Below are 18,469 nucleotides of genomic sequence, written 5' to 3' on the forward strand. Positions count from 1 at the left end.
CGCGCTCCACGGTTAACGGCGATCAGATCAGGTCCGGCTAAAGAAGCTGGAACCGATACAGCATTTGGCACGATGTCGTTTCGCGACACCGGTCCCGCAACAGAAGGGCCTCAGCGCCACCGCTGATGCCCTTCTCGCGTTTCTTTAGGTGCTGCCATTTGTTTGCGCGGAGTTTGGCATGCGAGAAACGTCACCTGAACTTTCGCTGACCAGCCGAGAACTGGATTTGATTCATCGATATTGGCAGGCCGCGAACTACCTTTCGGTTGGACAAATCTACCTCCTGGACAATGCCCTGCTCCGCGAGCCGCTTCAGGCCAAACACATCAAGCCGCGCCTTCTCGGCCATTGGGGAACTACGCCGGGGCTGAACTTCATCTATGTCCACCTGAATCGCTTGATCAAAGCCCACGATCTCAACGTGATCTACGTTTGCGGCCCGGGACACGGCGGGCCCGGCATGGTTGCAAATACCTATCTGGAAGGCAGCTACAGCGAGATCTATCCCGACATCACGCGGGACAGCGACGGGATTGCAAAACTGTTCCGGCAGTTTTCTTTTCCGGGCGGCATTCCGAGCCACGCTGCGCCGGAGACGCCCGGTTCGATCCACGAGGGTGGCGAACTCGGCTATGCACTGGCGCACGCCTACGGCGCAGCGCTCGACAATCCAGACCTCATCGTGGCTTGCGTGGTTGGTGATGGCGAAGCCGAGACAGGACCGCTCGCCGCTGCCTGGCACTCCAACAAATTCTTGAATCCCCAGCACGATGGAGCAGTGCTACCCATCCTGCATCTTAATGGCTACAAGATCGCTAACCCAACAGTGCTTGGCCGGATGACCAACGAGGAAGTGAAGAACCTCTTCCTCGGTTACGGATACGAGCCGTTGTTCGTCGAGGGTGATGAACCGGCTCCGATGCATCGGATGATGAGTGAGACGCTGGAGACCGCGCTCGACCGCATCAGGCACATCCAACGGCCGGCGCGCGAAGGCCGCGCGACGGATCGGCGTCCACAATGGCCCGTCATCGTGCTGCGAAGCCCAAAAGGCTGGACCGGTCCCAGGGAAGTCGACGGATTGAAGGTTGCGGGCTTCTGGCGGTCGCATCAGGTGCCGATCACCAACCCGCGCGGCAGCCCGGAGCACCGCAAACTGCTCGAGCAATGGCTGCGCAGCTACCAGCCTGAAAGGTTATTCGACTCCGAGGGCCGGCTGCACCCGGAGCTGCAGGCGCTCGCGCCCACCGGCAACCGGCGTATGGGCGCCAATCCACACGCAAATGGCGGGCTTTTGAGACGCGAACTCGAGCTGCCTGACTACCGCGACTATGCCATTGACGTTTCGTTTCCGGGCGGCTCGCGTGCGAAAGCGACCCGGCACGCCGGCAAGTTCTTGAGAGACGTCGTTCGGCTAAACAGGGACGCGAGCAATTTCCGCATCGTAGGACCAGACGAAACGGCTTCGAACCGCCTCGACGCCGTGTTCGAGGCAACGGATCGCGTCTGGATGGAAAGTATCGAGCCCTATGATATCCATCTCGCGAATGATGGTCGCGTGATGGAAGTCTTGAGCGAACATCTCTGCCAGGGCTGGCTGGAGGGCTATCTGCTTACCGGCCGGCACGGCCTGTTTTCCTGCTATGAAGCGTTCATCCACATCGTGGATTCAATGTTCAATCAGCACGCCAAATGGCTGAAGGTCGCGCGTGAGCTGCCGTGGCGGCGGCCGGTCGCTTCGCTCAACTATCTCCTGACCTCGCATGTCTGGCGGCAGGACCATAACGGGTTCAGCCATCAAGATCCCGGCTTCGTCGACCTCGTGGCGAATAAAAAAGCGCACATCGTCCGAATCTATCTCGCGCCTGATGCGAACACGCTTTTATGGGTCGTCGATCACTGCCTGCGAACCTATGACCGGATCAACGTCATCGTGGCCGGCAAGCAGCAGGCACCGCAATGGTTGACGATCGAGCAGGCTGCGACACATTGCGCGGCCGGCATCGGTATTTGGACGTGGGCGGGCAGCAGAATCGCGGAAGGTGAACCCGACGTCGTCATGGCCTGCGCAGGTGACGTTCCAACGCTGGAGACGCTGGCCGCGGTCGATCTGTTGCGGAAGGCGCTGCCCGAACTGAAGATCCGCGTTGTCAACGTCGTCGACCTGATGACCCTGCAGCCAAAAAGCCAACATCCGCATGGCCTCGATGATCGGGAATACGAAGTCATATTTACCCGCGATAGGCCAGTGATCTTCGCCTATCACGGCTATCCCTATCTGATCCATCGACTGACCTACAAGCGGTCGAACCACGATCACATGCATGTTCACGGTTTCGAGGAAGAAGGCACAACGACCACGCCATTCGACATGGCCGTACTCAATCGCCTGGACCGCTTTCATCTCGCCATCAATGTCATCGATCGCGTGCCGGGATTGAGTATAACGGCCGCACATATACGTCAGCAGTTTCGCGATAAACTGATCGAGCACGCGCGCTACGTCCGCGAGCATGGTGAGGACATGCCTGAGATCCAGCAGTGGAGCTGGCCCTACAAGACTGCCGCCGAAGCCGGTGACTGACCGCGTCGGCTCACCAAGCGGAGGCACGATAATGTCCGATGCCATTCTGGTCTTCAATGCAGGCTCTTCCAGCATCAAGTTTGCGCTGTTCAAGACCTCCGATCAGGGCGAACCGCAATTGTCCTGCAGGGGTCTTCTCGACGAAGATCAAGCTGATCCGCGACTCGTCGTGACGGATACGAGCGGGCATGTCTTGCTGGAAAGACAAAGCACTCAATCGGACGCAGTCGAAGGCCGGTTATTCGGTGATGTCGTCGATTGGGTGGAAAGCCAATGCAAGGCGCTTGCCGGCATCGGCCATCGTGTCGTCCATGGCGGCCGGAAGTTCGTGGCTCCGGTTCGAATTTCGCAGCAAGTTATCGCAGAATTGGACCAATTGACCCCGCTCGCACCGCTGCATCAGCCCCGATGCCTGAACCCGATACGCAAGATCAATTCATTGCGGCCGAACATTCCGCAATTTGCATGTTTTGACACCGCCTTCCATTGTGTAATCGAGCCCCCGGTCAGCCGTTTCGCCCTTCCGCGACGGTTTGAGGAGCTCGGCATCCGCCGTTATGGCTTCCATGGACTATCCTACGAATACATAGCGGACCGGCTGGCCGCCCTCTCACCTGCCCTTGCCGCAAGCCGTACGGTCGTGGCGCATCTTGGTAACGGCGCGAGCCTCTGCGCGATGCGGAACGGGCGGAGCATCGATACGACGATGGGCCTGACCGCGCTCGATGGCATCGTGATGGGCACCCGTTGCGGGGCGCTTGATCCCGGCGTGTTGCTCTATCTGCAGCAGGCGTTGCATATGTCGGCCGCCGACGTAGAGCGTCTGCTTTATCGGGAATCCGGGCTCCTTGGGGTTTCCGGCATCTCGCATGACGTACGAACACTGCTTGCCAGCGACGATCCCCGCGCCGCCGAGGCGCTCGACCTCCTTGCGTTCAGCGTCAGCAGGCACGTAGCCGCGATGACCAACAGTCTCGGTGGTCTGGACCGCCTCGTGTTCACTGGCGGGATCGGTGAGCACGCCGGCGCGGTTCGCGCAGCAATATGCGCTCGGCTGCGGTGGCTGGGCCTCGAGCTCGACAGTAAAGCCAACGATCTTTCCAAGAGCCGGATCAGCGCCAAGGAAAGCCGAATAGACGTCCGCGTCATCGCCACCGATGAAGAGATCATGATTGCCAGGCATTGCCTGACCGCAGCACACAGGCGGCCGTGCCAGGCGTGGGGCGGATTGTAACTGAGTGGCGGCTTGCACCAATCAGCCGACCTGCTCAAGCCGCGGATTGGTGGTGGGTGTCTACAATACGTGCTCTGCGAATACCGGGCGAACTCCACAAGATAAACGCGGGACCCGCCTTGAACCGAACTATGCGCTGCGTGCTGACAGGTCGGCTGTCGAGGGCAGACCGGACAAAGGCTCGCGCTCGCCCTGACTGCCGCTCTTAACCCGAAGCGGACATCGGTCGGAATGAAATCCCGTAGCGCAGCAGTTCTCTCCGCGGCGTCATCCGGGGATGATTTGATCGGTTTGACGGCGCATGATGTCGTAGCATTCGCAGGAGGCTTGCTTGAGACGTCCCCTATCGATTTCGATCAAGCCCCGCCGATCTGATCTGATGGCACCCAAGGCGCGGAGTTTGGCAATCTCCAGTGTCACGGTCGTTCGTCGCACCCCGAGCAACTGTGAAAGCGTCTCCTGAGTTAATGATAGGATGTTGCCTTCCGTCCGATCGTGCAGATGAAGCAGCCACCGAGCCATGCGAGCCTCGACGGGGTGCAGCCCATTGCAGGCTGCGACGTGCTGGAACTGCATGAGTATCGACCTCGTGTGCGCCTGGACCACATGTCTGATGGCGCTGCTTCCCATGTAGGCTGCTTGAAAACGCTCTACGGAGATTTGCGATGCGGTGCCACCCACCCGCACGACCGCGGTCACGGACGATAGGGAGGAATTTTCCCCCAGCACCGAGAGCGCACCGAGGGCTCCCTCGCGCCCGATCACGGCGGTTGCGATCGTTTCCCCGTTCGGCAGGCCGAGCATGAAGGAGATGGCGCCGGTATGGGGAAAGTAAACACGGTCCCGTCGATCTCCCGATCGCGCTACCACGGCATCCTGTTCAAGCGATACCTTCTGGAGATGCGGCGCGAGCAATGCGAGGTCTTTCGACGGCAATGTAGCTAGGAGACGATTACCGACGCTGGCAGGGTGCTCCATCATGCGAGCCGCCGAGCCCATATCTCAACTTTCATCATGCTGATTAGAACGCCATACGGGTCGAAATTGAGGAAGTTCCCGCGGACCCTATCGACGGGCCCCTTGCTGTGCAAGCCGTCTAAGACCGCCTTGTCAAGCGGGAAATTTAAGCAAGTACCTCCAATTCATCACCGAGCTGTAGGTCAAATTGGGAGTCGCCTTTTGGCCCGCTTGCGACGTGCCAACTGGCGCTGAATATGTCGGGTTAGTGGGGAAGACCAGAAGAGTCCTGCCGACCGCCAAAACGGCGCTTTTGACCCGAAGCGGCCGAAATGCCCGCCGCCACTTTGTATCCGATCCGCTTCGCTTCAGCCGGCTAGGCCGGCAAGGGAGACAGTGTCCACAAAAATTGCTGTGGTCGGTGGTGGGTTGCTAAAGCAGGCGGGTAAGAGGAGATGGAAATTGACTACGATAGTCGAGATCCAGGGTACAGATCCGCTTATGTCGGCGGTATATGCCTTGCGACGCGAAGTGTTCGTCATTGAACAAGGTATCCCGGAAGAACTTGAAGTCGATGAGAACGACAACGTCGCCGGGCATCTTGCCGCACTTTCTGACGGCCACGTCATTGGGACGCTGCGCATTGTGCGCCATGAGCGCACGGCGAAGATAGGCAGGATGGCGGTATCGGCGCATTCACGGAAAAAGGGGATCGGAAAAGAGTTGATGGAGTTCGCCGCGGCCGCTGCCTCGCGCGACGGTGCCCAGGAGATCATTCTAGCAGCGCAATTCACGGCACGCGAATTTTACAGACGACTTGGATACATAGAGGAAGGAGCGGTCTTCGACGATGCGGGCATACCGCACGTGATGATGCGCAAGAAACTTCGATCTTGAGTTCGAGTGCAACCATCCGAGCGCAACCGGCAGCAAGGTGCAGTTCGCACTGAAAGACAGGGCTGCGAACTGACTGCTCATGGCCCTAACGTGAAGTCCAGTTAGCCTCTGAAGTGGTCCGCTAGCTGGGGTAAACTGGAAGCTGCCGGCCGACCTTCCGACCGACGCTTTTGACCAAACCGGAATTGACAACTGCTGCATGAACGCGTTCAAAAGAGTGATGTGATACGCGCCATGGTGGGTGATCGCTGCTGTCCCGCTCGCGACGCGGCGCAAGAGGCAAGCTCAGACTGTACTTCACTCGTCTGCCAGAGTTCCGGCGGGGCCGACATCCGGGTGTCCCCCCGGTTTTGCGCTTCGTTGAACCGAGCAAGTCTGCTTATCGCTTGGTTGAGCGAGATTCCCGCAGCTCACGCATGCGGTGCCATTCGTGTTTTTGACACAAATCTCATAGTTGTCGCCCTTGTTCGAGACGGTGCAATCTGTTCCGCGAGAGATACAGATTCCGAGCGCCGTGCTCGTCTTGGTCGCGAACGCCGGCATCGCCGCAGCGAGTGAAAAGACGAAGACCGCGGCAACGCAAAGACACATGTTGTTGCGCATAATCTTTCTCCTTGGTTCCGTCTGGAAGATACGGGAGGAGAATATCTGCGTTTCCCAGACGGCTTCCTTATTGGTGCTGCGTAAGAATTATGTCCGAGTTTTCAGCCAGGCGCTGCGCCGAGTTCGACGCGACGCCCTTTTCTTTTCGGGCTTCTTCCGACGATACTCCGTTAGAATAAAACAGCATGTGAACTAGCCCACAGCCTCTTTCGACGCGTGCAGTCGCTTTTTGCGAATGCGTTTTGCTCGCGCCCCTTCCGCAATTGGCCCCAAGCCGCCGGTAATAGGTGGGCAGAGCATGTCCGCTCTGCCCGGGAAGTTCAGACATCTACTTGTTCTGCTATCGCGAGCGCGTCGTCGACCTCAATTCCCAGATATCGAACAGTGCTCTCGATTTTGGTGTGCCCCAGAAGGAGCTGCACGGCCCGCAAGTTGCCTGTGCGCCTATAGACAAGGGTTGCCTTTGTTCGACGCAGTGAACGCGTTCCGAACAGGTCTGGATCCAACCCTGTACCGGCCAAGCCAACCTGGAAAAAGCCGCGCGTACTGCCAAGTGGTTCGGCTACGGTCAGGGCCTCGCCGGCGAATAGACATTCGCCCGGCTTCTTGCCGGTCGTTCTCAGAAAATCGTCGATGGCTTGGCGTGTTGACTCTGTAAGTTCGAATTTTACCGGCCACCCCGTCTTCTTCTGGCGGAAGCTTGCAACGGTCGGCCGCATAGCCGCCTGGAGCGATGTCGTCGACTTTCAGGGCTACTACGTCACAGCCACGAAGTTTGCTGTCGATGGCAACGGTGAACAGCGCCAGATCTCCAGACGTGCTTCGGCCGGAAGAGGCGGCTTAGCGCCGACGATCTTTCCCTTATTCCAAGGGACGTACTTCGAAACGTTCTCACTGATGTTTGGGGTATCGGCCGTGGTGACCTCCTCAGTTGACGAGGATGGCCATTCTCAAGGCGATAGTGTTCTGAGCCTGCGTCGGCTTTCAGACGATTGGAAACGCACTTTGGTCCAATTCGATCGATCGGAGGACGGAATTGAACCAGAGCGGAAGTAGCGCCCTTTGAACGCTCACTTGATTCCCAGGACGTCCTTGAGCTCTGCCGCTTTCTTCATGCACTCTTGTTCGTTGCCAGCCGCGGACAACTTGCGGGCTTCGGCAATCAGCTGGTTGGCATGTTCGGCGCTCTGAGTGCTGCGCTTGGTAACTTGCTCCTGATGCGGTGAAGTGGGAGTCACAGCCGGTGCCGTTGATCCGGTGGTTTCAGGCTCACCGCTCTTTTGCTTGGCGGCCAGAACCTCCTCTTGGTGCTTGGTCCCCGGCATTCCCGTTTCGCTCGTGCTCGCGCCCGTCCCGGCGGCAACGACATTCTGTTCGAGCGCTTTCAGTTCTTGGTTACAATCAGCAAACGCTGGCCCCGCGAGGATAAGGGCGAATGCTGCTGTGATTGCTATGCGTGTGGACATCTGAACCTCCCGCTTGAGGTTGTCTCTCGCTCGGAATGAGGGATGCAGGAAAACGTCCACAGATGTTCGGTAGTTCCTTCAAATCTGGCTACGATCTGATCTGTAGAGGCCAACGGAGGCCAAATGCGACGTGGCCGGGGGCACTCGGAGTGTCGCCCGTTCAGGCTCACCTTGACGCGGCTCGCCGCCGGCGCTAACGCCTCTATTTCGGAGCGCTGGTCTGGCTACCCGAACCTGTAGTCTGCTGACTTCCCGGTCGGACCGGAGCATGCGCAGAAGCGCCCGGCTTGTCTTGATCGGCCACGTATCCGGACTCTCCAGAGTTGCGTGTCTTGACCCCTTTGTCGGCGTCACGCTGCATCTGCTCGTTGAGCTCGTTAGTCTTGAGCCCTTTGTCCATCTGCTCCTTGGTTAGCTCACTAGGTGCGGCCTGTTGCTGTTGTGCCGTTGCCTGGAAGGCAATCGCGCTTCCGGCAACAACAATCATCGCGAGAGTTGCGGTTCGCATAGCCTCTCCTCCAATGTGTTGCTCCGGTCCGCTAACGCGCAAACTTACCAGCGTTTCCTAGTTCCAATTGCTATTTTCACAAGGTGCTTCCTTGCGTTCAAATGGGATGGGGTAGCTCCAGCCAACCCTTGAATATCGCCTGTTGGCCGAGACCGTGCTGAAACCCACGGTCGCCGGCTGGTCCTTCGTTACTAAAGGCGATGAACGCGAGCCCATCGGCATGCGCATCATCGAGACGCCGGCGGACGTCGGCCGCTTCGTCAACCCGCGACGCGCGCGTCCGCTTTACCGCCTACGTGCCGCCGGGTAGGTCCGCTGCCGGTCGCGGGATGGCCGCGAGGCCGGAGATCGCCTGCGCCGCCTGCCACGCGAGAAGCTGACCGGCACCGACGTCGTACCGGGCATCGCCGCGCGCTCGCCGACCTACATCTTCCGCCAGCTCTACGAATACCGACACGGCTTCCGCGCTGGACCGGAAAGCAAGCCGATGGTCGACGTGGTCAAAGCGCTCAACGAGGCAGACTTTTTGCCGCTTGCCGCCTATCTCGCCACGCTGGAATGGTGAAGCGACCGATGGGTCACCCGCTGAACTTGTTATGTTGGGCGCGCGCGTCATTTTCTTCACTGCCCCCAATCACTGATTTGCCCCACCTGGCAAGACACTTATTTCACACCCGCTCAACATTTTTCGCTTAACGCGGCACCCAAATCAAACCTACAACTTCGGCTATCCCGTCCCGACCAAGAGGGGCGTTGGCCAGCGTCACTAACGTTGGGACGGGTTGCGGTGGACGCGGCAGCGTCAGGCGCGAGATGTGCTCGCAGGGCGGGTGTTTCCGTGAGCGAGCATTGGCCGCGCAGACGACCGGCGCTTAAACGCCTCGGCGAAAACTTCTTCCGGCAGCATACGGGCCGGCCGAAGGGCTTCGATCCGAGGAAGCTGCGGACGGCAAAACCGCACGGTCCTGGCACCCGTTGCTGGTGTCAAGCCGATGGAGATTGTCGGGCCCAACCGGGCCTCGATCAATCGCCAATCCGTCGGCGACGGAGGCCAGAGGAATTCGGCTCCGGGGAGAACGCGGCATAAGCCGTTAAAACCACTGCGCAGGGAAAGCCGGGTGTTCCGGCGCACCTGCGGTCCACCGTGTGCATTCTTGCGCACGACTGCGGGTGTCATGGGCACCCGGCTTTCCCTGCGCCCTCTATTTTCCGAGGGCAACGTCGATGCACAACTTCGGGCGCAGCCGCGCCGCGAGACCGCCATGTCGTATCCACTGCCGGCCGCAGCACGCAAAGACGACGATGCGTATCCAAACACCGGCATCACCCCGCCCATCCTCGTCGCGGTGGCTCGCTTGATTCGTGCGATCGGATGGGCGTTCCGGAAGCTCGACGGCTTCTAAACAATAGCGCTTCCGAGCGCTGAAATGCCACAAACTTCCACTGATTCTCCAAGCACTTAGTCTGCCGCATTTGAGGCAGCGCACAAGCCCCAATTATACCGCATCTGCTCCGAAATTGCGGCTCATTGCGACCCAAGTCTCTGACCAGATTGAGAGCATCAAGCGTCGCGTAGCGTAGCGTTGCCGGGGTTATCTATGTCGAAGTGTTCCGTGAAATTCGTCCCGGCTCTGTTCGCCGGTGTTGTGGCAGGAACGAGCCTCGCCACCGTGACGGATCTCCGGGCCCAAGCGACTGGACAGGCGGCGGAACAGGTCGTGGAAGCCGGCGTCCAGGTGGCCCAGGCCGCGGACGCTTGCCTGTCGGCGCCGAAAGGCGCGACCCCCTCGGGCAGCCATTGGTACTATCGCATCGATCGCGCGACCAAACGTCAATGCTGGTATCTCCGCGAGGAGAGCGAGAGGGCTGACGACAAGTTTACGCGCGCCGCACCGCCGGCGTCCGCGCCGGTTTCGGCCGCCGCAGAAGCACCGGCGCCGCCGCCACAAACGCCCCCATCCAAACAGTTCGCGGACGCGCGCGCCGAATGGGTCTCGCAGCAATCCCGCGCCGAACAAAACGCCGCCGGCAAGGTCGATGCCCGAACGGGTGGTGCAGTGGCTGCGCCGGCGGCGCAGAATGGCCAGCGCGCTGCGATGCCGAACGTGCTCGCACCTTCGCCGCTGGCGACGATGCGGTGGAACGACCCTCCCGCCGCGAGCGCTTCGACCAACCCGGCCGCCGTGCAGATGGCGGCCACCGCCACGCCGGCAGACCAGCCGCCGCAAGCCGAGGAAGTGCAGCAGCCCGCGGCGGAGCAGGTTGCGCCTGCCGCGGCCGAACCGGCAAAGCCGAAGGCATCATTGCAAATGCTGCTGTTGGTAATGGCCGCCGCGCTCGCGCTGGCCGGCCTCACGGTCAGCGCGATCGTCAGGATCGGCCGCATGCGCGCCCGCCGCGCGATGCGCCGCAAGCGTCGCGCGATGTGGGATTCCACCCGCACCAAGCGCTCACCCTCACCGGTGCTCCATGACGAGGACATCCGGCCACGACGCGCAGGCGCTGCGCCAAATCTTCGCGCCGCTCCCCAGCTCCGCGCCACTCCCCAGGACCGGACACGCGTGCCCCGAGAACGGGCCCGCGCCGCGCCCCCGTCGTACGCGCCCCAAGATCGGCGACCCGCCCCCCAAGATCGGCGCGCGGCGCCCCAGGACCGCGAGCGGCAAGTGACGGAAATGCTGTCCCGCCTCGCCCGCAGCGCGCAGACGTAACCGAAACGGAAGCGGCGGCTATTTTTCCAGCTGGCGCTGCAGCTTGCGAACGAACTCGGTCAGGCCGATGCGGCGCTCACGCTTGAGCCGCTCGGCCTTGAGGATCGACTGCACCTCCGCGAACGCGTCATCGACGTTGTGGTTGACGACGATATAGTCGTATTCCGCCCAATGGCTGAGCTCGTGGGTGGCGCGGCTCATGCGGCCGCGAATCACCTCGTCCGAATCCTGCGCCCGCGTGTGCAGCCGTTTCTCGAGATCGTCGGCCGAGGGCGGCAGGATGAACACCCGAACCACATCGATGCTTGCCTTTTGATGCAGTTGCTGGGTGCCCTGCCAGTCGATGTCGAACAAGACATCCTGCCCTGCCGATAACGCCGCCTCGACCGGCGCGCGCGGCGTACCATAGAGATTGTCGAACACGGTCGCCCATTCGAGCAGTTCGCCCTGCTCCACCATTTGCTCGAATTTTGGCTTGTCGACAAAGTAATAGTCACGTCCCTCGACCTCGCCCGGCCGCATCGCGCGTGTGGTCGCCGAGACCGACATCTTCAGGCCCGGCTCGCGCTCAAGCAGCATGCGCGACAGCGTCGTCTTGCCGGCGCCTGAAGGCGACGACAGCACGAACATCAGCCCTCGCCGTTCAACTCCATCGAAACCAGCAGCCGTCATCGTCACTCCAGATTCTGGACCTGCTCGCGGAACTGCTCGACCACATTTTTCATTTCGAGGCCGGTCTGGGTCAATTCCAGATCGTTCGATTTGGAGCAGCAGGTGTTGACCTCGCGGTTGAATTCCTGGGCGAGGAAGTCGAGCCGCCGCCCGACCGGTCCGCCCTTGCCGATCATCTCGCGCGCCTGCGCGACATGCGAGGCGATGCGATCGAGTTCCTCGCGGATGTCGGCTTTGGTCGCGATCATGATCGCTTCCTGATTGAGACGGTCGGGATCGAAGCGTTCGGACGTCTCCAGCAGCGCCGCCACCTGCTCGGCCAGCCGCGCCCTGATCGCTTCCGGCTTGCGGCCCGGCGCCGCCTCGGCCTTTTTCGCCAACCTCTCGATTTCATCCATCCGCTGGATCAGAACTTGCCCGAGCGTCACGCCCTCGCGGCGGCGCATCTCGACGAGATGGCCGAGCGCCTGCTCAAAGGCGGCGGCTGCCGCGTCGCGCGCCGCCTTGTCTTCCGCCTCGTCGCTTTCGGGCTCGACCACCTCGATGACGCCCTTGATGCCGAGCAGCCCATCGATGCTCGGCGCGACCGCATCGATCCTGGCGGCGAGTTCGCCCGCGACCTTCACGACCGAAGCCAGCACGTCTTCATTGATCCGCACCGTCGAGACCGCGTTGGCACGCTTGACGTTGAGGTTAGCGTAGACCGTGCCCCGCGACAGTACCTCCGCGGCGCGTTTTTTGGCGAAGGCTTCCAGTTCGTCCCAGCCGGGCGGCAGGCGCAAACGCAGGTCAAAGCCCTTGGCATTGACCGACTTCAGCTCCCACTCGAACGTATAGGGACCGCTGGCGCCGTGACTCCGGGCAAAACCGGTCATGCTCGATAGCGCCATCGCGTAACACTCTCCGAAGGACAAGGGATTTCGAGACTCGAAAGGAACGGCGGGACCTTAAGCCGATTTCCGCCAAAGTGGAATTGCGTTCCGCGCCGTGGCGGGAACGCATTCTCGACCGGCGGAGCGTCAGCGCTGAACTACCGGCGGCGTCGTGGTCGATTGCACGGCGCCCTGGCGGGCCGGCGCGGTCGCCGGCGCAGCCGGACGGGCGGGCGGCTTTTTCGCCGGCGCCGCCGGCCGTGGTGTCGTCGCCGTGGGATTGGGATCGGCCGGCGCTCCTGCGGATGTCGGCGGCGGCGCATCCTCTGACGGCTCGACGGTATCGTTTTGAATCTGCTTTTCGAGCGCCCGCAGCTTGGCGACGTTTTTCTGGTGCGCGTCGTAGGTCTCGGTAAAGGCGTGCCCACCCGTTCCATCAGCCACGAAGAACAGATCGCGCGTGCGCGCCGGGTTGGCGGCGGCTTCGAGCGAGGCGCGGCCCGGATTGGCGATCGGCCCAGGCGGCAGGCCTTCGATGACATAGGTGTTGTAAGGCGACGGCTGCGTGATCTCGGAGCGCTTGATCGGCCGGCCCAGCGTTCCCTTGCCGCCGACCAGCCCGTAGATGATGGTCGGATCGGACTGCAGCTTGATCCGCTGCCGCAAGCGATTGACGAATACCGCCGCCACGCGGCTGCGCTCGTCGGCCCGGCCGGTCTCTTTCTCGATGATCGAGGCGAGCGTGATGAGCTGCTCCGGCGACCTGACCGGGACCTCCGGGTTGCGGCGCTCCCAGATTTCCGCGAGCACACGCTTCTGCGTCTGCTGCATGCGCTGAATCACCTGCTCCCGCGTGGTGCCGCGCGGGAATTTGTAGGTCTCCGGCAGCAGCGTGCCTTCGCGCGGTATCTCCCGGACCGAGCCTGCGAAGATGTCGTTGTCGAGCAGGCGCGTCACGATCTGCTCGGACGTCAGACCTTCCGGGACGGTGACAGCATGCTGCACCACCTTGCCTTCGACGATGGTGGCGATGACATCGCGCAGGCTCGCACTCTTCTGGAACGAGTATTCGCCCGGCTTGAGGTCGGAACTCGCCTTCAGTGCAAACACGCCGCCGATGAATATCCAGGGATTGACGTTGATCACGCCTTCGCGCAGCAGCACATCGGCGATGTCGCGCTTGCCGGCGCGCGAGGGAATGTTGACGATCTTGTCTTCCTGCAGCGGGCCCGGCGTTTCAAGGATCTGTCTGCCGTAATAATACGTCGTTCCCGCGCCGATCATCAGAATGATCAGGATGGTGAAGATGGCATTGCCGACCACCACGAATGGATTGCGGGCACGCTCCGACCGCTTCGGCGGCGGCGGCACCTGCTCGGGCTCCAGCGCTGCGCGCGGACTTCGTGGTGAAATGGGCGGCCTCTCACTCATCGATGCAACCTGAATCCTGCCGGTTCAATCGCGGCCCGGCATCCTGCCCAGCCGATAGCATACGCCCGCATGTAGAAGTCATCGCCGAATACGGCAAAACGGTGGAGTAGTTCTAAACACTTGTTAGTCAGTCACGCGCCGAACGATTACGGAGGCGTTGGTCCCCCCAAAACCGAAGGAATTCGACAGCGCGACGTTAATCTCGCGCTTGCGCGCCGTCTGCGGCACCAGATCGATCGCCGTTTCTACCGATGGATTTTCCAAATTGATGGTGGGCGGAGCAATATTATCGCGAATCGCAAGGATGCTGAAAATGGCTTCGATCGCACCGGCCGCACCAAGCAGGTGGCCGGTCGACGATTTCGTCGACGACATCGATACCTTGGAGGCGGCGTTGCCGAGCAGCCGCTCCACGGCGCCGAGTTCAATCTCGTCGCCGATCTGCGTCGAGGTTCCGTGGGCGTTGATATAGTCGATATCGGATACCGCAATGCCGGCGCGCTTGATCGCTGCACTCATGCTGCGGAAGCCACCATCGCCGTCCGGCGACGGCGAGGTGATGTGATAGGCGTCGCCCGACAGGCCATAGCCCACCACTTCGCAATAGATTCGCGCACCACGCTTTTTCGCGTGCTCGTATTCCTCGAGCACCACGACGCCGGCGCCCTCGCCCATCACGAATCCATCGCGATCCTTGTCATAGGGCCGCGAGGCCTTTTCCGGCGTCTCGTTGAAGCCGGTCGAGAGCGCGCGCGCAGCGCAGAATCCGGCCATCGCCAACCGGCAGATCGGCGATTCCGTACCGCCGGCCACCATGACGTCGGCGTCGCCGAGCGCAATGAGGCGCGCACCATCGCCGATCGCATGCGCGCCGGTCGAACAGGCGGTCACGACGGAATGGTTGGGGCCCTTGAGGCCGTGCTCGATCGAGACATAGCCCGAAGCGAGATTGATCAGTCGCCCCGGAATAAAGAACGGCGATACCCGGCGCGGCCCGCGTTCCTTCAAGAGCAGCGAGGTCTCGGCGATGCCGGACAGTCCGCCGATTCCCGACCCGATCAGGGTGCCGGTGGCGCATTTGTCTTCTTCAGTCGCGGGATGCCAGTTGGCGTCGTCGAGCGCCTGGCGCGCCGCCGCCATTGCAAAGATGATGAAGTCGTCGACCTTGCGCTGTTCCTTCGGCTCCATCCACTGGTCGGGATTGAATGTGCCGTCACCGCCATCGCCGCGGGGAATCACACAGGCGATCTGGCTGGCAAGATCGGCGACCTCGAACGTATCGATCTTCCTGGCGCCGCTCTGGCCGTCGAGGATACGCGTCCACGTTGTGTCAACGCCGCAGCCGAGCGGCGTAACCATGCCCAGCCCCGTGACGACAACCCGCCTCATGTCAAAAACTCCAGCCCGAAATCGGGGCCTAAAACAAGAAACCGGGGGACCGTTCGACAACGGCCCGTCCGGCTCCTTCTCAACCCGCCCGGGACGTCAGCTTTTCGCGTTCTTCTCGAGAAACTTAGTCGCGTCGCCCACGGTCAAAATCGTCTCGGCGGCGTCATCGGGAATCTCGCAACCGAACTCTTCTTCAAATGCCATCACGAGCTCGACGGTGTCGAGACTGTCGGCGCCGAGGTCGTCGATAAAACTTGCGTTGTCGACAACCTTATCCGGTTCAACACCGAGGTGTTCGACCACAATCTTCTTAACCCGCTCGCCAATCTCACTCATCATCAACCTCGTGCTTGTTCCATTGGACCCGACCCCAAGACGCTACAGAGACGCTACGAGCTATCGTGGTCGTTAAACTTCCTTCGCTATCGCGCATAGTCTTGGTTCGGCCCGGTGGTAGCCGACAAAGCCCCGGCGAACGGCAGGCGTTGCCACGCCAATATACAGGGTTTCAAAATCCTGCAATGGCCTTGTTTGCCCATCCGTCGAGGGTTCGGTTACCATACTTCCCAAGCCTTGACTACAAGCCTCAAGTGCCCCGGAAAACGGCCTTTGGCCGCATTGATCGAGGCAATAACTCGCTCAAATCATGGCCATTCCGCCGTTGACGTGAATCGTCTGGCCAGTGACATAGGCCGCCTCATTGGAGGCGAGATAGACGGCCGCGGCAGCGATGTCCTCCGGCGTCCCCAGCCGCGCCGCAGGAACCTTCGTCAGGATGGTCTCGCGCTGCTTGTCGTTGAGCGCGTCGGTCATCGGCGTCTTGATGAATCCTGGTGCGATGCAATTGGCGGTCACGTTGCGCCTGGCGTATTCCGCTCCCAGCGTCTTGATCAGGCCGATGATACCGGCCTTCGACGCGGTGTAGTTGGCCTGGCCGGGATTGCCGGTCACGCCGACGATCGAGGTAATCGCAATGATCCGCCCGAAGCGCTTGCGCATCATCAGTTTGGTTGCGGCGCGGGCGAGACGGAACGTCGCGGTCAGATTGACCTGGATCACGTCATCCCAATCCTCGTCACGCAACTGCACAAACAGGTTGTCGCGCGTGATGCCGGCATTGGCGATCAGGATATCGACCTGCCCCATGGCGGCCTCCGCCGCGGGCACCAGCGCCTCGACCTCCGCGCTGTCGGAGAGATTGCACGGCAGCACGTGGACGCGGCCGCCAAGCTTGGCGGCGAAGGAATCCAGCACCTCGCGGCGCGTCCCCGATATCGCCACCGTCGCGCCTTGCGCATGCAAGGCCTGCGCGATCGCCCCGCCAATGCCGCCGGTTGCGCCGGTGACCAGCGCCGTTCTGCCCGTCAAATCGAACATCTATGTCTCCTTCCGGGAGCTTCAGGCCGAAGCCGCCAATGCGTCTTTGGCGGCGGCAATATCGTTTGGCCCTCCGACCGACAGGCCCACCGCGCCCTCTGCGATACGCTTGACCAGCCCGCTCAGCACCTTGCCGGCGCCGATTTCGAAGAACCGCGTCACACCATGTGCCGCCATGTAGGCCACCGATTCGCGCCAGCGGACCGTGCCGGTGACCTGCTCGATCAGGCGGCGGCGAATCTCGTCGGGATCGGTGATCGCCGCAGCCAGCACGTTCGAGACCAGCGGCGAGGCTGGCGCCTTGATCGTCACACCGGCCAGCGCTTCCGCCATCGCATCGGCCGCCGGCTGCATCAGCTTGCAGTGGAACGGCGCGGACACCGGCAGTAGCATCGCACGCTTGGCGCCTTTGGCCTTGGCGATTTCCACCGCGCGATCGACGGCCGCCTTGTCACCTGACACCACAACCTGCCCGCCGCCATTGTCGTTGGCGGCCTGGCAAACCTGTCCCTGTGCCGCTTCGCTGGCAACCGCCATCGCCGTCTCATAATCGAGCCCGAGCAACGCCGCCATCGCGCCGACACCGACCGGCACCGCTTTTTGCATCGCAAGACCACGGATACGCAGCAGGCGCGCGGTATCATGGACGCTAAGGCTACCGGCCGCAGCCAGCGCGGAATATTCGCCGAGCGAATGGCCGGCGACGAATGCCGCATTCCGCCCGACGGAAAAGCCCGCCTCGCTTTCCAGTACGCGCAGCGTGGCGATCGACACCGCCATCAGCGCCGGCTGGGCATTTTCCGTTAGTTGGAGGGTCTCCGCGGGGCCATCCCAGATGATCGCCGTCAGCTTCTCGCCAAGCGCCGAATCAACCTCGTCAAATACTGCTCGCGCGGCCGGAAAGGCCTCCGCCAGGGCCTTACCCATACCGACCGCCTGGGAACCCTGCCCCGGAAACGTAAATGCAGCCGTCATCGGCGCTCCCTCGTTAGAATGGCGCCGTAAGACACTGACCAAGGCCGGGATGTCAAGCCGCGCTGCGGAATGACGCACGCTGTGGAGGGGTGAGAATCGGGCGGGCTGGTTCAGCGTTCTTGCAGGGCCAACCGGGCACCCAAAGCGCAATAGATGCCGCCGACGACCTTGCCCTGCCATTTTAGCACGGTGGGATTTCGACGAAGAAAGTTGCCTAGCCGGCCCGCACAGACAGCAAAGACCACCGTGCTGACGAGCCCCAACAGCACAAAAAGGATCCCCAGGATCGTCAGTTGAAGCGCGACCGACCCCTTTTCGGGCACCACGAACTGGGGGAGGAACGCGAGGAAGAAAAGCGCCGTCTTTGGATTTAGCACCTCGGCCAAAATAGCCTGTCTAAATGCCTTGCCGGCCGAGATCGGCAGTGCGCCCGCCGTCAGATTTGCCGGCGTTCTCTCAAGGATTGCACGAACGCCGAGGTAAACGAGATACGCTGCACCAATGTATTTGATGATGCTGAACAGCGTCGCCGAAGTGGCAATGACGGCTGAGATGCCGACGATCGCCGTGAACGTGTGAATCATATCGCCGGCCGCGATGCCGAGGCCGGTAGCTAGTCCCGCCTTTGTGCCTGAACTCGTTGCCCGTGCCACCGTGAGGAGCGTGGCGGGGCCCGGAATGAATACAAAGCCGAGCACAACCGCCCCATAGGCAACCAAGGTCGTCAGATCGATCATTCGCAAGCTCCCCCTCGGCCATTGTCGCCCAAGGACGTCATTTAAGGACGTCATTT

Annotated in this window: 18 protein-coding genes; 6 read left to right on the plus strand and 12 right to left on the minus strand. The window is 61.5% G+C overall.

The features are described from left to right. Positions 1-178 precede the first annotated feature (178 nt). Entirely contained in the window at positions 179-2,584 is a 2,406-nt protein-coding gene (locus tag HCN50_RS18610) for a phosphoketolase family protein (protein WP_171711108.1), read from the plus strand. Between the two features lie 31 nt (positions 2,585-2,615). Continuing rightward, the gene (locus tag HCN50_RS18615) at positions 2,616-3,818 is read left to right on the plus strand and encodes an acetate/propionate family kinase (RefSeq protein ID WP_171711109.1); all 1,203 of its coding nucleotides are present in this window, start codon (positions 2,616-2,618) and stop codon (positions 3,816-3,818) included. A gap of 267 nt (positions 3,819-4,085) precedes the next feature. On the opposite strand, the gene HCN50_RS18620 is transcribed toward HCN50_RS18615, so the two are convergent. Then, positions 4,086-4,799 (minus strand): Crp/Fnr family transcriptional regulator, encoded by a 714-nt coding sequence (locus HCN50_RS18620; RefSeq protein ID WP_235977054.1) that lies wholly within the window; start codon positions 4,797-4,799, stop codon positions 4,086-4,088. A gap of 438 nt (positions 4,800-5,237) precedes the next feature. Here HCN50_RS18620 and HCN50_RS18625 point away from each other — a divergent pair, with 438 nt between their 5' ends. Beyond that, on the plus strand, positions 5,238-5,672 hold the full coding sequence (locus HCN50_RS18625) for a GNAT family N-acetyltransferase (RefSeq protein ID WP_171711110.1): 435 nt from the start codon (positions 5,238-5,240) through the stop codon (positions 5,670-5,672). Between the two features lie 923 nt (positions 5,673-6,595). On the opposite strand, the gene HCN50_RS18630 is transcribed toward HCN50_RS18625, so the two are convergent. The 3 genes from HCN50_RS18630 to HCN50_RS18640 form a co-directional block, all read right to left on the minus strand. Then, entirely contained in the window at positions 6,596-6,994 is a 399-nt protein-coding gene (locus HCN50_RS18630; RefSeq protein ID WP_235977055.1) for a tyrosine-type recombinase/integrase, read from the minus strand. Positions 6,995-7,345: 351 nt separating this feature from the next. Next, entirely contained in the window at positions 7,346-7,741 is a 396-nt protein-coding gene (locus tag HCN50_RS18635) for a hypothetical protein (protein WP_171711111.1), read from the minus strand. A gap of 202 nt (positions 7,742-7,943) precedes the next feature. Then, on the minus strand, positions 7,944-8,249 hold the full coding sequence (locus HCN50_RS18640) for a hypothetical protein (protein WP_171711112.1): 306 nt from the start codon (positions 8,247-8,249) through the stop codon (positions 7,944-7,946). 142 nt (positions 8,250-8,391) lie between these two features. Between HCN50_RS18640 and HCN50_RS18645 the strand changes: the two genes are divergently transcribed. From HCN50_RS18645 to HCN50_RS18655, 3 genes are all read left to right on the plus strand, one after another. Beyond that, the gene (locus tag HCN50_RS18645; RefSeq protein WP_171711113.1) at positions 8,392-8,559 is read left to right on the plus strand and encodes a hypothetical protein; all 168 of its coding nucleotides are present in this window, start codon (positions 8,392-8,394) and stop codon (positions 8,557-8,559) included. Positions 8,560-9,424: 865 nt separating this feature from the next. Continuing rightward, positions 9,425-9,652 carry a hypothetical protein gene (locus tag HCN50_RS18650; RefSeq protein WP_171711114.1) on the plus strand — a complete coding sequence of 76 codons (228 nt, stop codon included), beginning with the start codon at positions 9,425-9,427 and terminating at the stop codon, positions 9,650-9,652. Positions 9,653-9,862: 210 nt separating this feature from the next. Further along, a complete protein-coding gene (locus HCN50_RS18655) occupies positions 9,863-10,960 on the plus strand; it encodes a hypothetical protein (RefSeq protein ID WP_210264984.1) in 1,098 nt (365 codons plus the stop codon). A gap of 18 nt (positions 10,961-10,978) precedes the next feature. Here HCN50_RS18655 and gmk read toward each other — a convergent pair whose 3' ends face one another. The 8 genes from gmk to HCN50_RS18695 form a co-directional block, all read right to left on the minus strand. Continuing rightward, positions 10,979-11,632, minus strand: coding sequence for a guanylate kinase (gene gmk / locus HCN50_RS18660; protein WP_171711116.1), 654 nt, complete (start codon positions 11,630-11,632; stop codon positions 10,979-10,981). A gap of 2 nt (positions 11,633-11,634) precedes the next feature. Then, positions 11,635-12,522, minus strand: a complete 888-nt coding sequence (locus HCN50_RS18665; protein ID WP_171711117.1) for a YicC/YloC family endoribonuclease — start codon at positions 12,520-12,522, stop codon at positions 11,635-11,637. A gap of 129 nt (positions 12,523-12,651) precedes the next feature. Next, positions 12,652-13,935, minus strand: coding sequence for an endolytic transglycosylase MltG (gene mltG, locus HCN50_RS18670; protein WP_171711118.1), 1,284 nt, complete (start codon positions 13,933-13,935; stop codon positions 12,652-12,654). A 123-nt stretch (positions 13,936-14,058) separates the two neighbouring features. Next, the gene (fabF, locus tag HCN50_RS18675) at positions 14,059-15,324 is read right to left on the minus strand and encodes a beta-ketoacyl-ACP synthase II (RefSeq protein WP_171711119.1); all 1,266 of its coding nucleotides are present in this window, start codon (positions 15,322-15,324) and stop codon (positions 14,059-14,061) included. Positions 15,325-15,420: 96 nt separating this feature from the next. Further along, entirely contained in the window at positions 15,421-15,660 is a 240-nt protein-coding gene (locus HCN50_RS18680) for an acyl carrier protein (RefSeq protein WP_008969609.1), read from the minus strand. 303 nt (positions 15,661-15,963) lie between these two features. Beyond that, positions 15,964-16,701 (minus strand): 3-oxoacyl-[acyl-carrier-protein] reductase, encoded by a 738-nt coding sequence (gene fabG, locus HCN50_RS18685; RefSeq protein ID WP_171711120.1) that lies wholly within the window; start codon positions 16,699-16,701, stop codon positions 15,964-15,966. Between the two features lie 21 nt (positions 16,702-16,722). Next, complete coding sequence (gene fabD, locus HCN50_RS18690; RefSeq protein WP_171711121.1) at positions 16,723-17,676, minus strand: ACP S-malonyltransferase; 954 nt, start codon at positions 17,674-17,676, stop codon at positions 16,723-16,725. A gap of 110 nt (positions 17,677-17,786) precedes the next feature. Further along, complete coding sequence (locus HCN50_RS18695; RefSeq protein ID WP_171711122.1) at positions 17,787-18,413, minus strand: LysE family translocator; 627 nt, start codon at positions 18,411-18,413, stop codon at positions 17,787-17,789. Between the last annotated feature and the right edge of the window lie 56 nt (positions 18,414-18,469).

The organism is Bradyrhizobium archetypum (assembly GCF_013114835.1).
Lineage (GTDB): Bacteria > Pseudomonadota > Alphaproteobacteria > Rhizobiales > Xanthobacteraceae > Bradyrhizobium > Bradyrhizobium archetypum.

What these genes read in the sequence shown, in the direction of transcription:
- HCN50_RS18610 (WP_171711108.1), top strand. Translation starts at nt 179, where the DNA reads ATGCGAGAAACGTCACCTGAACTTTCGCTGACCAGCCGAGAACTGGAT.
- HCN50_RS18615 (WP_171711109.1), top strand. Translation starts at nt 2,616, where the DNA reads ATGTCCGATGCCATTCTGGTCTTCAATGCAGGCTCTTCCAGCATCAAG.
- HCN50_RS18620 (WP_235977054.1), bottom strand. Translation starts at nt 4,799, where the DNA reads ATGATGGAGCACCCTGCCAGCGTCGGTAATCGTCTCCTAGCTACATTG.
- HCN50_RS18630 (WP_235977055.1), bottom strand. Translation starts at nt 6,994, where the DNA reads ATGCGGCCGACCGTTGCAAGCTTCCGCCAGAAGAAGACGGGGTGGCCG.
- HCN50_RS18635 (WP_171711111.1), bottom strand. Translation starts at nt 7,741, where the DNA reads ATGTCCACACGCATAGCAATCACAGCAGCATTCGCCCTTATCCTCGCG.
- HCN50_RS18640 (WP_171711112.1), bottom strand. Translation starts at nt 8,249, where the DNA reads ATGCGAACCGCAACTCTCGCGATGATTGTTGTTGCCGGAAGCGCGATT.
- HCN50_RS18650 (WP_171711114.1), top strand. Translation starts at nt 9,425, where the DNA reads ATGGGCACCCGGCTTTCCCTGCGCCCTCTATTTTCCGAGGGCAACGTC.
- gmk (WP_171711116.1), bottom strand. Translation starts at nt 11,632, where the DNA reads ATGACGGCTGCTGGTTTCGATGGAGTTGAACGGCGAGGGCTGATGTTC.
- HCN50_RS18665 (WP_171711117.1), bottom strand. Translation starts at nt 12,522, where the DNA reads ATGGCGCTATCGAGCATGACCGGTTTTGCCCGGAGTCACGGCGCCAGC.
- mltG (WP_171711118.1), bottom strand. Translation starts at nt 13,935, where the DNA reads ATGAGTGAGAGGCCGCCCATTTCACCACGAAGTCCGCGCGCAGCGCTG.
- fabF (WP_171711119.1), bottom strand. Translation starts at nt 15,324, where the DNA reads ATGAGGCGGGTTGTCGTCACGGGGCTGGGCATGGTTACGCCGCTCGGC.
- HCN50_RS18680 (WP_008969609.1), bottom strand. Translation starts at nt 15,660, where the DNA reads ATGAGTGAGATTGGCGAGCGGGTTAAGAAGATTGTGGTCGAACACCTC.
- fabG (WP_171711120.1), bottom strand. Translation starts at nt 16,701, where the DNA reads ATGTTCGATTTGACGGGCAGAACGGCGCTGGTCACCGGCGCAACCGGC.
- fabD (WP_171711121.1), bottom strand. Translation starts at nt 17,676, where the DNA reads ATGACGGCTGCATTTACGTTTCCGGGGCAGGGTTCCCAGGCGGTCGGT.
- HCN50_RS18695 (WP_171711122.1), bottom strand. Translation starts at nt 18,413, where the DNA reads ATGATCGATCTGACGACCTTGGTTGCCTATGGGGCGGTTGTGCTCGGC.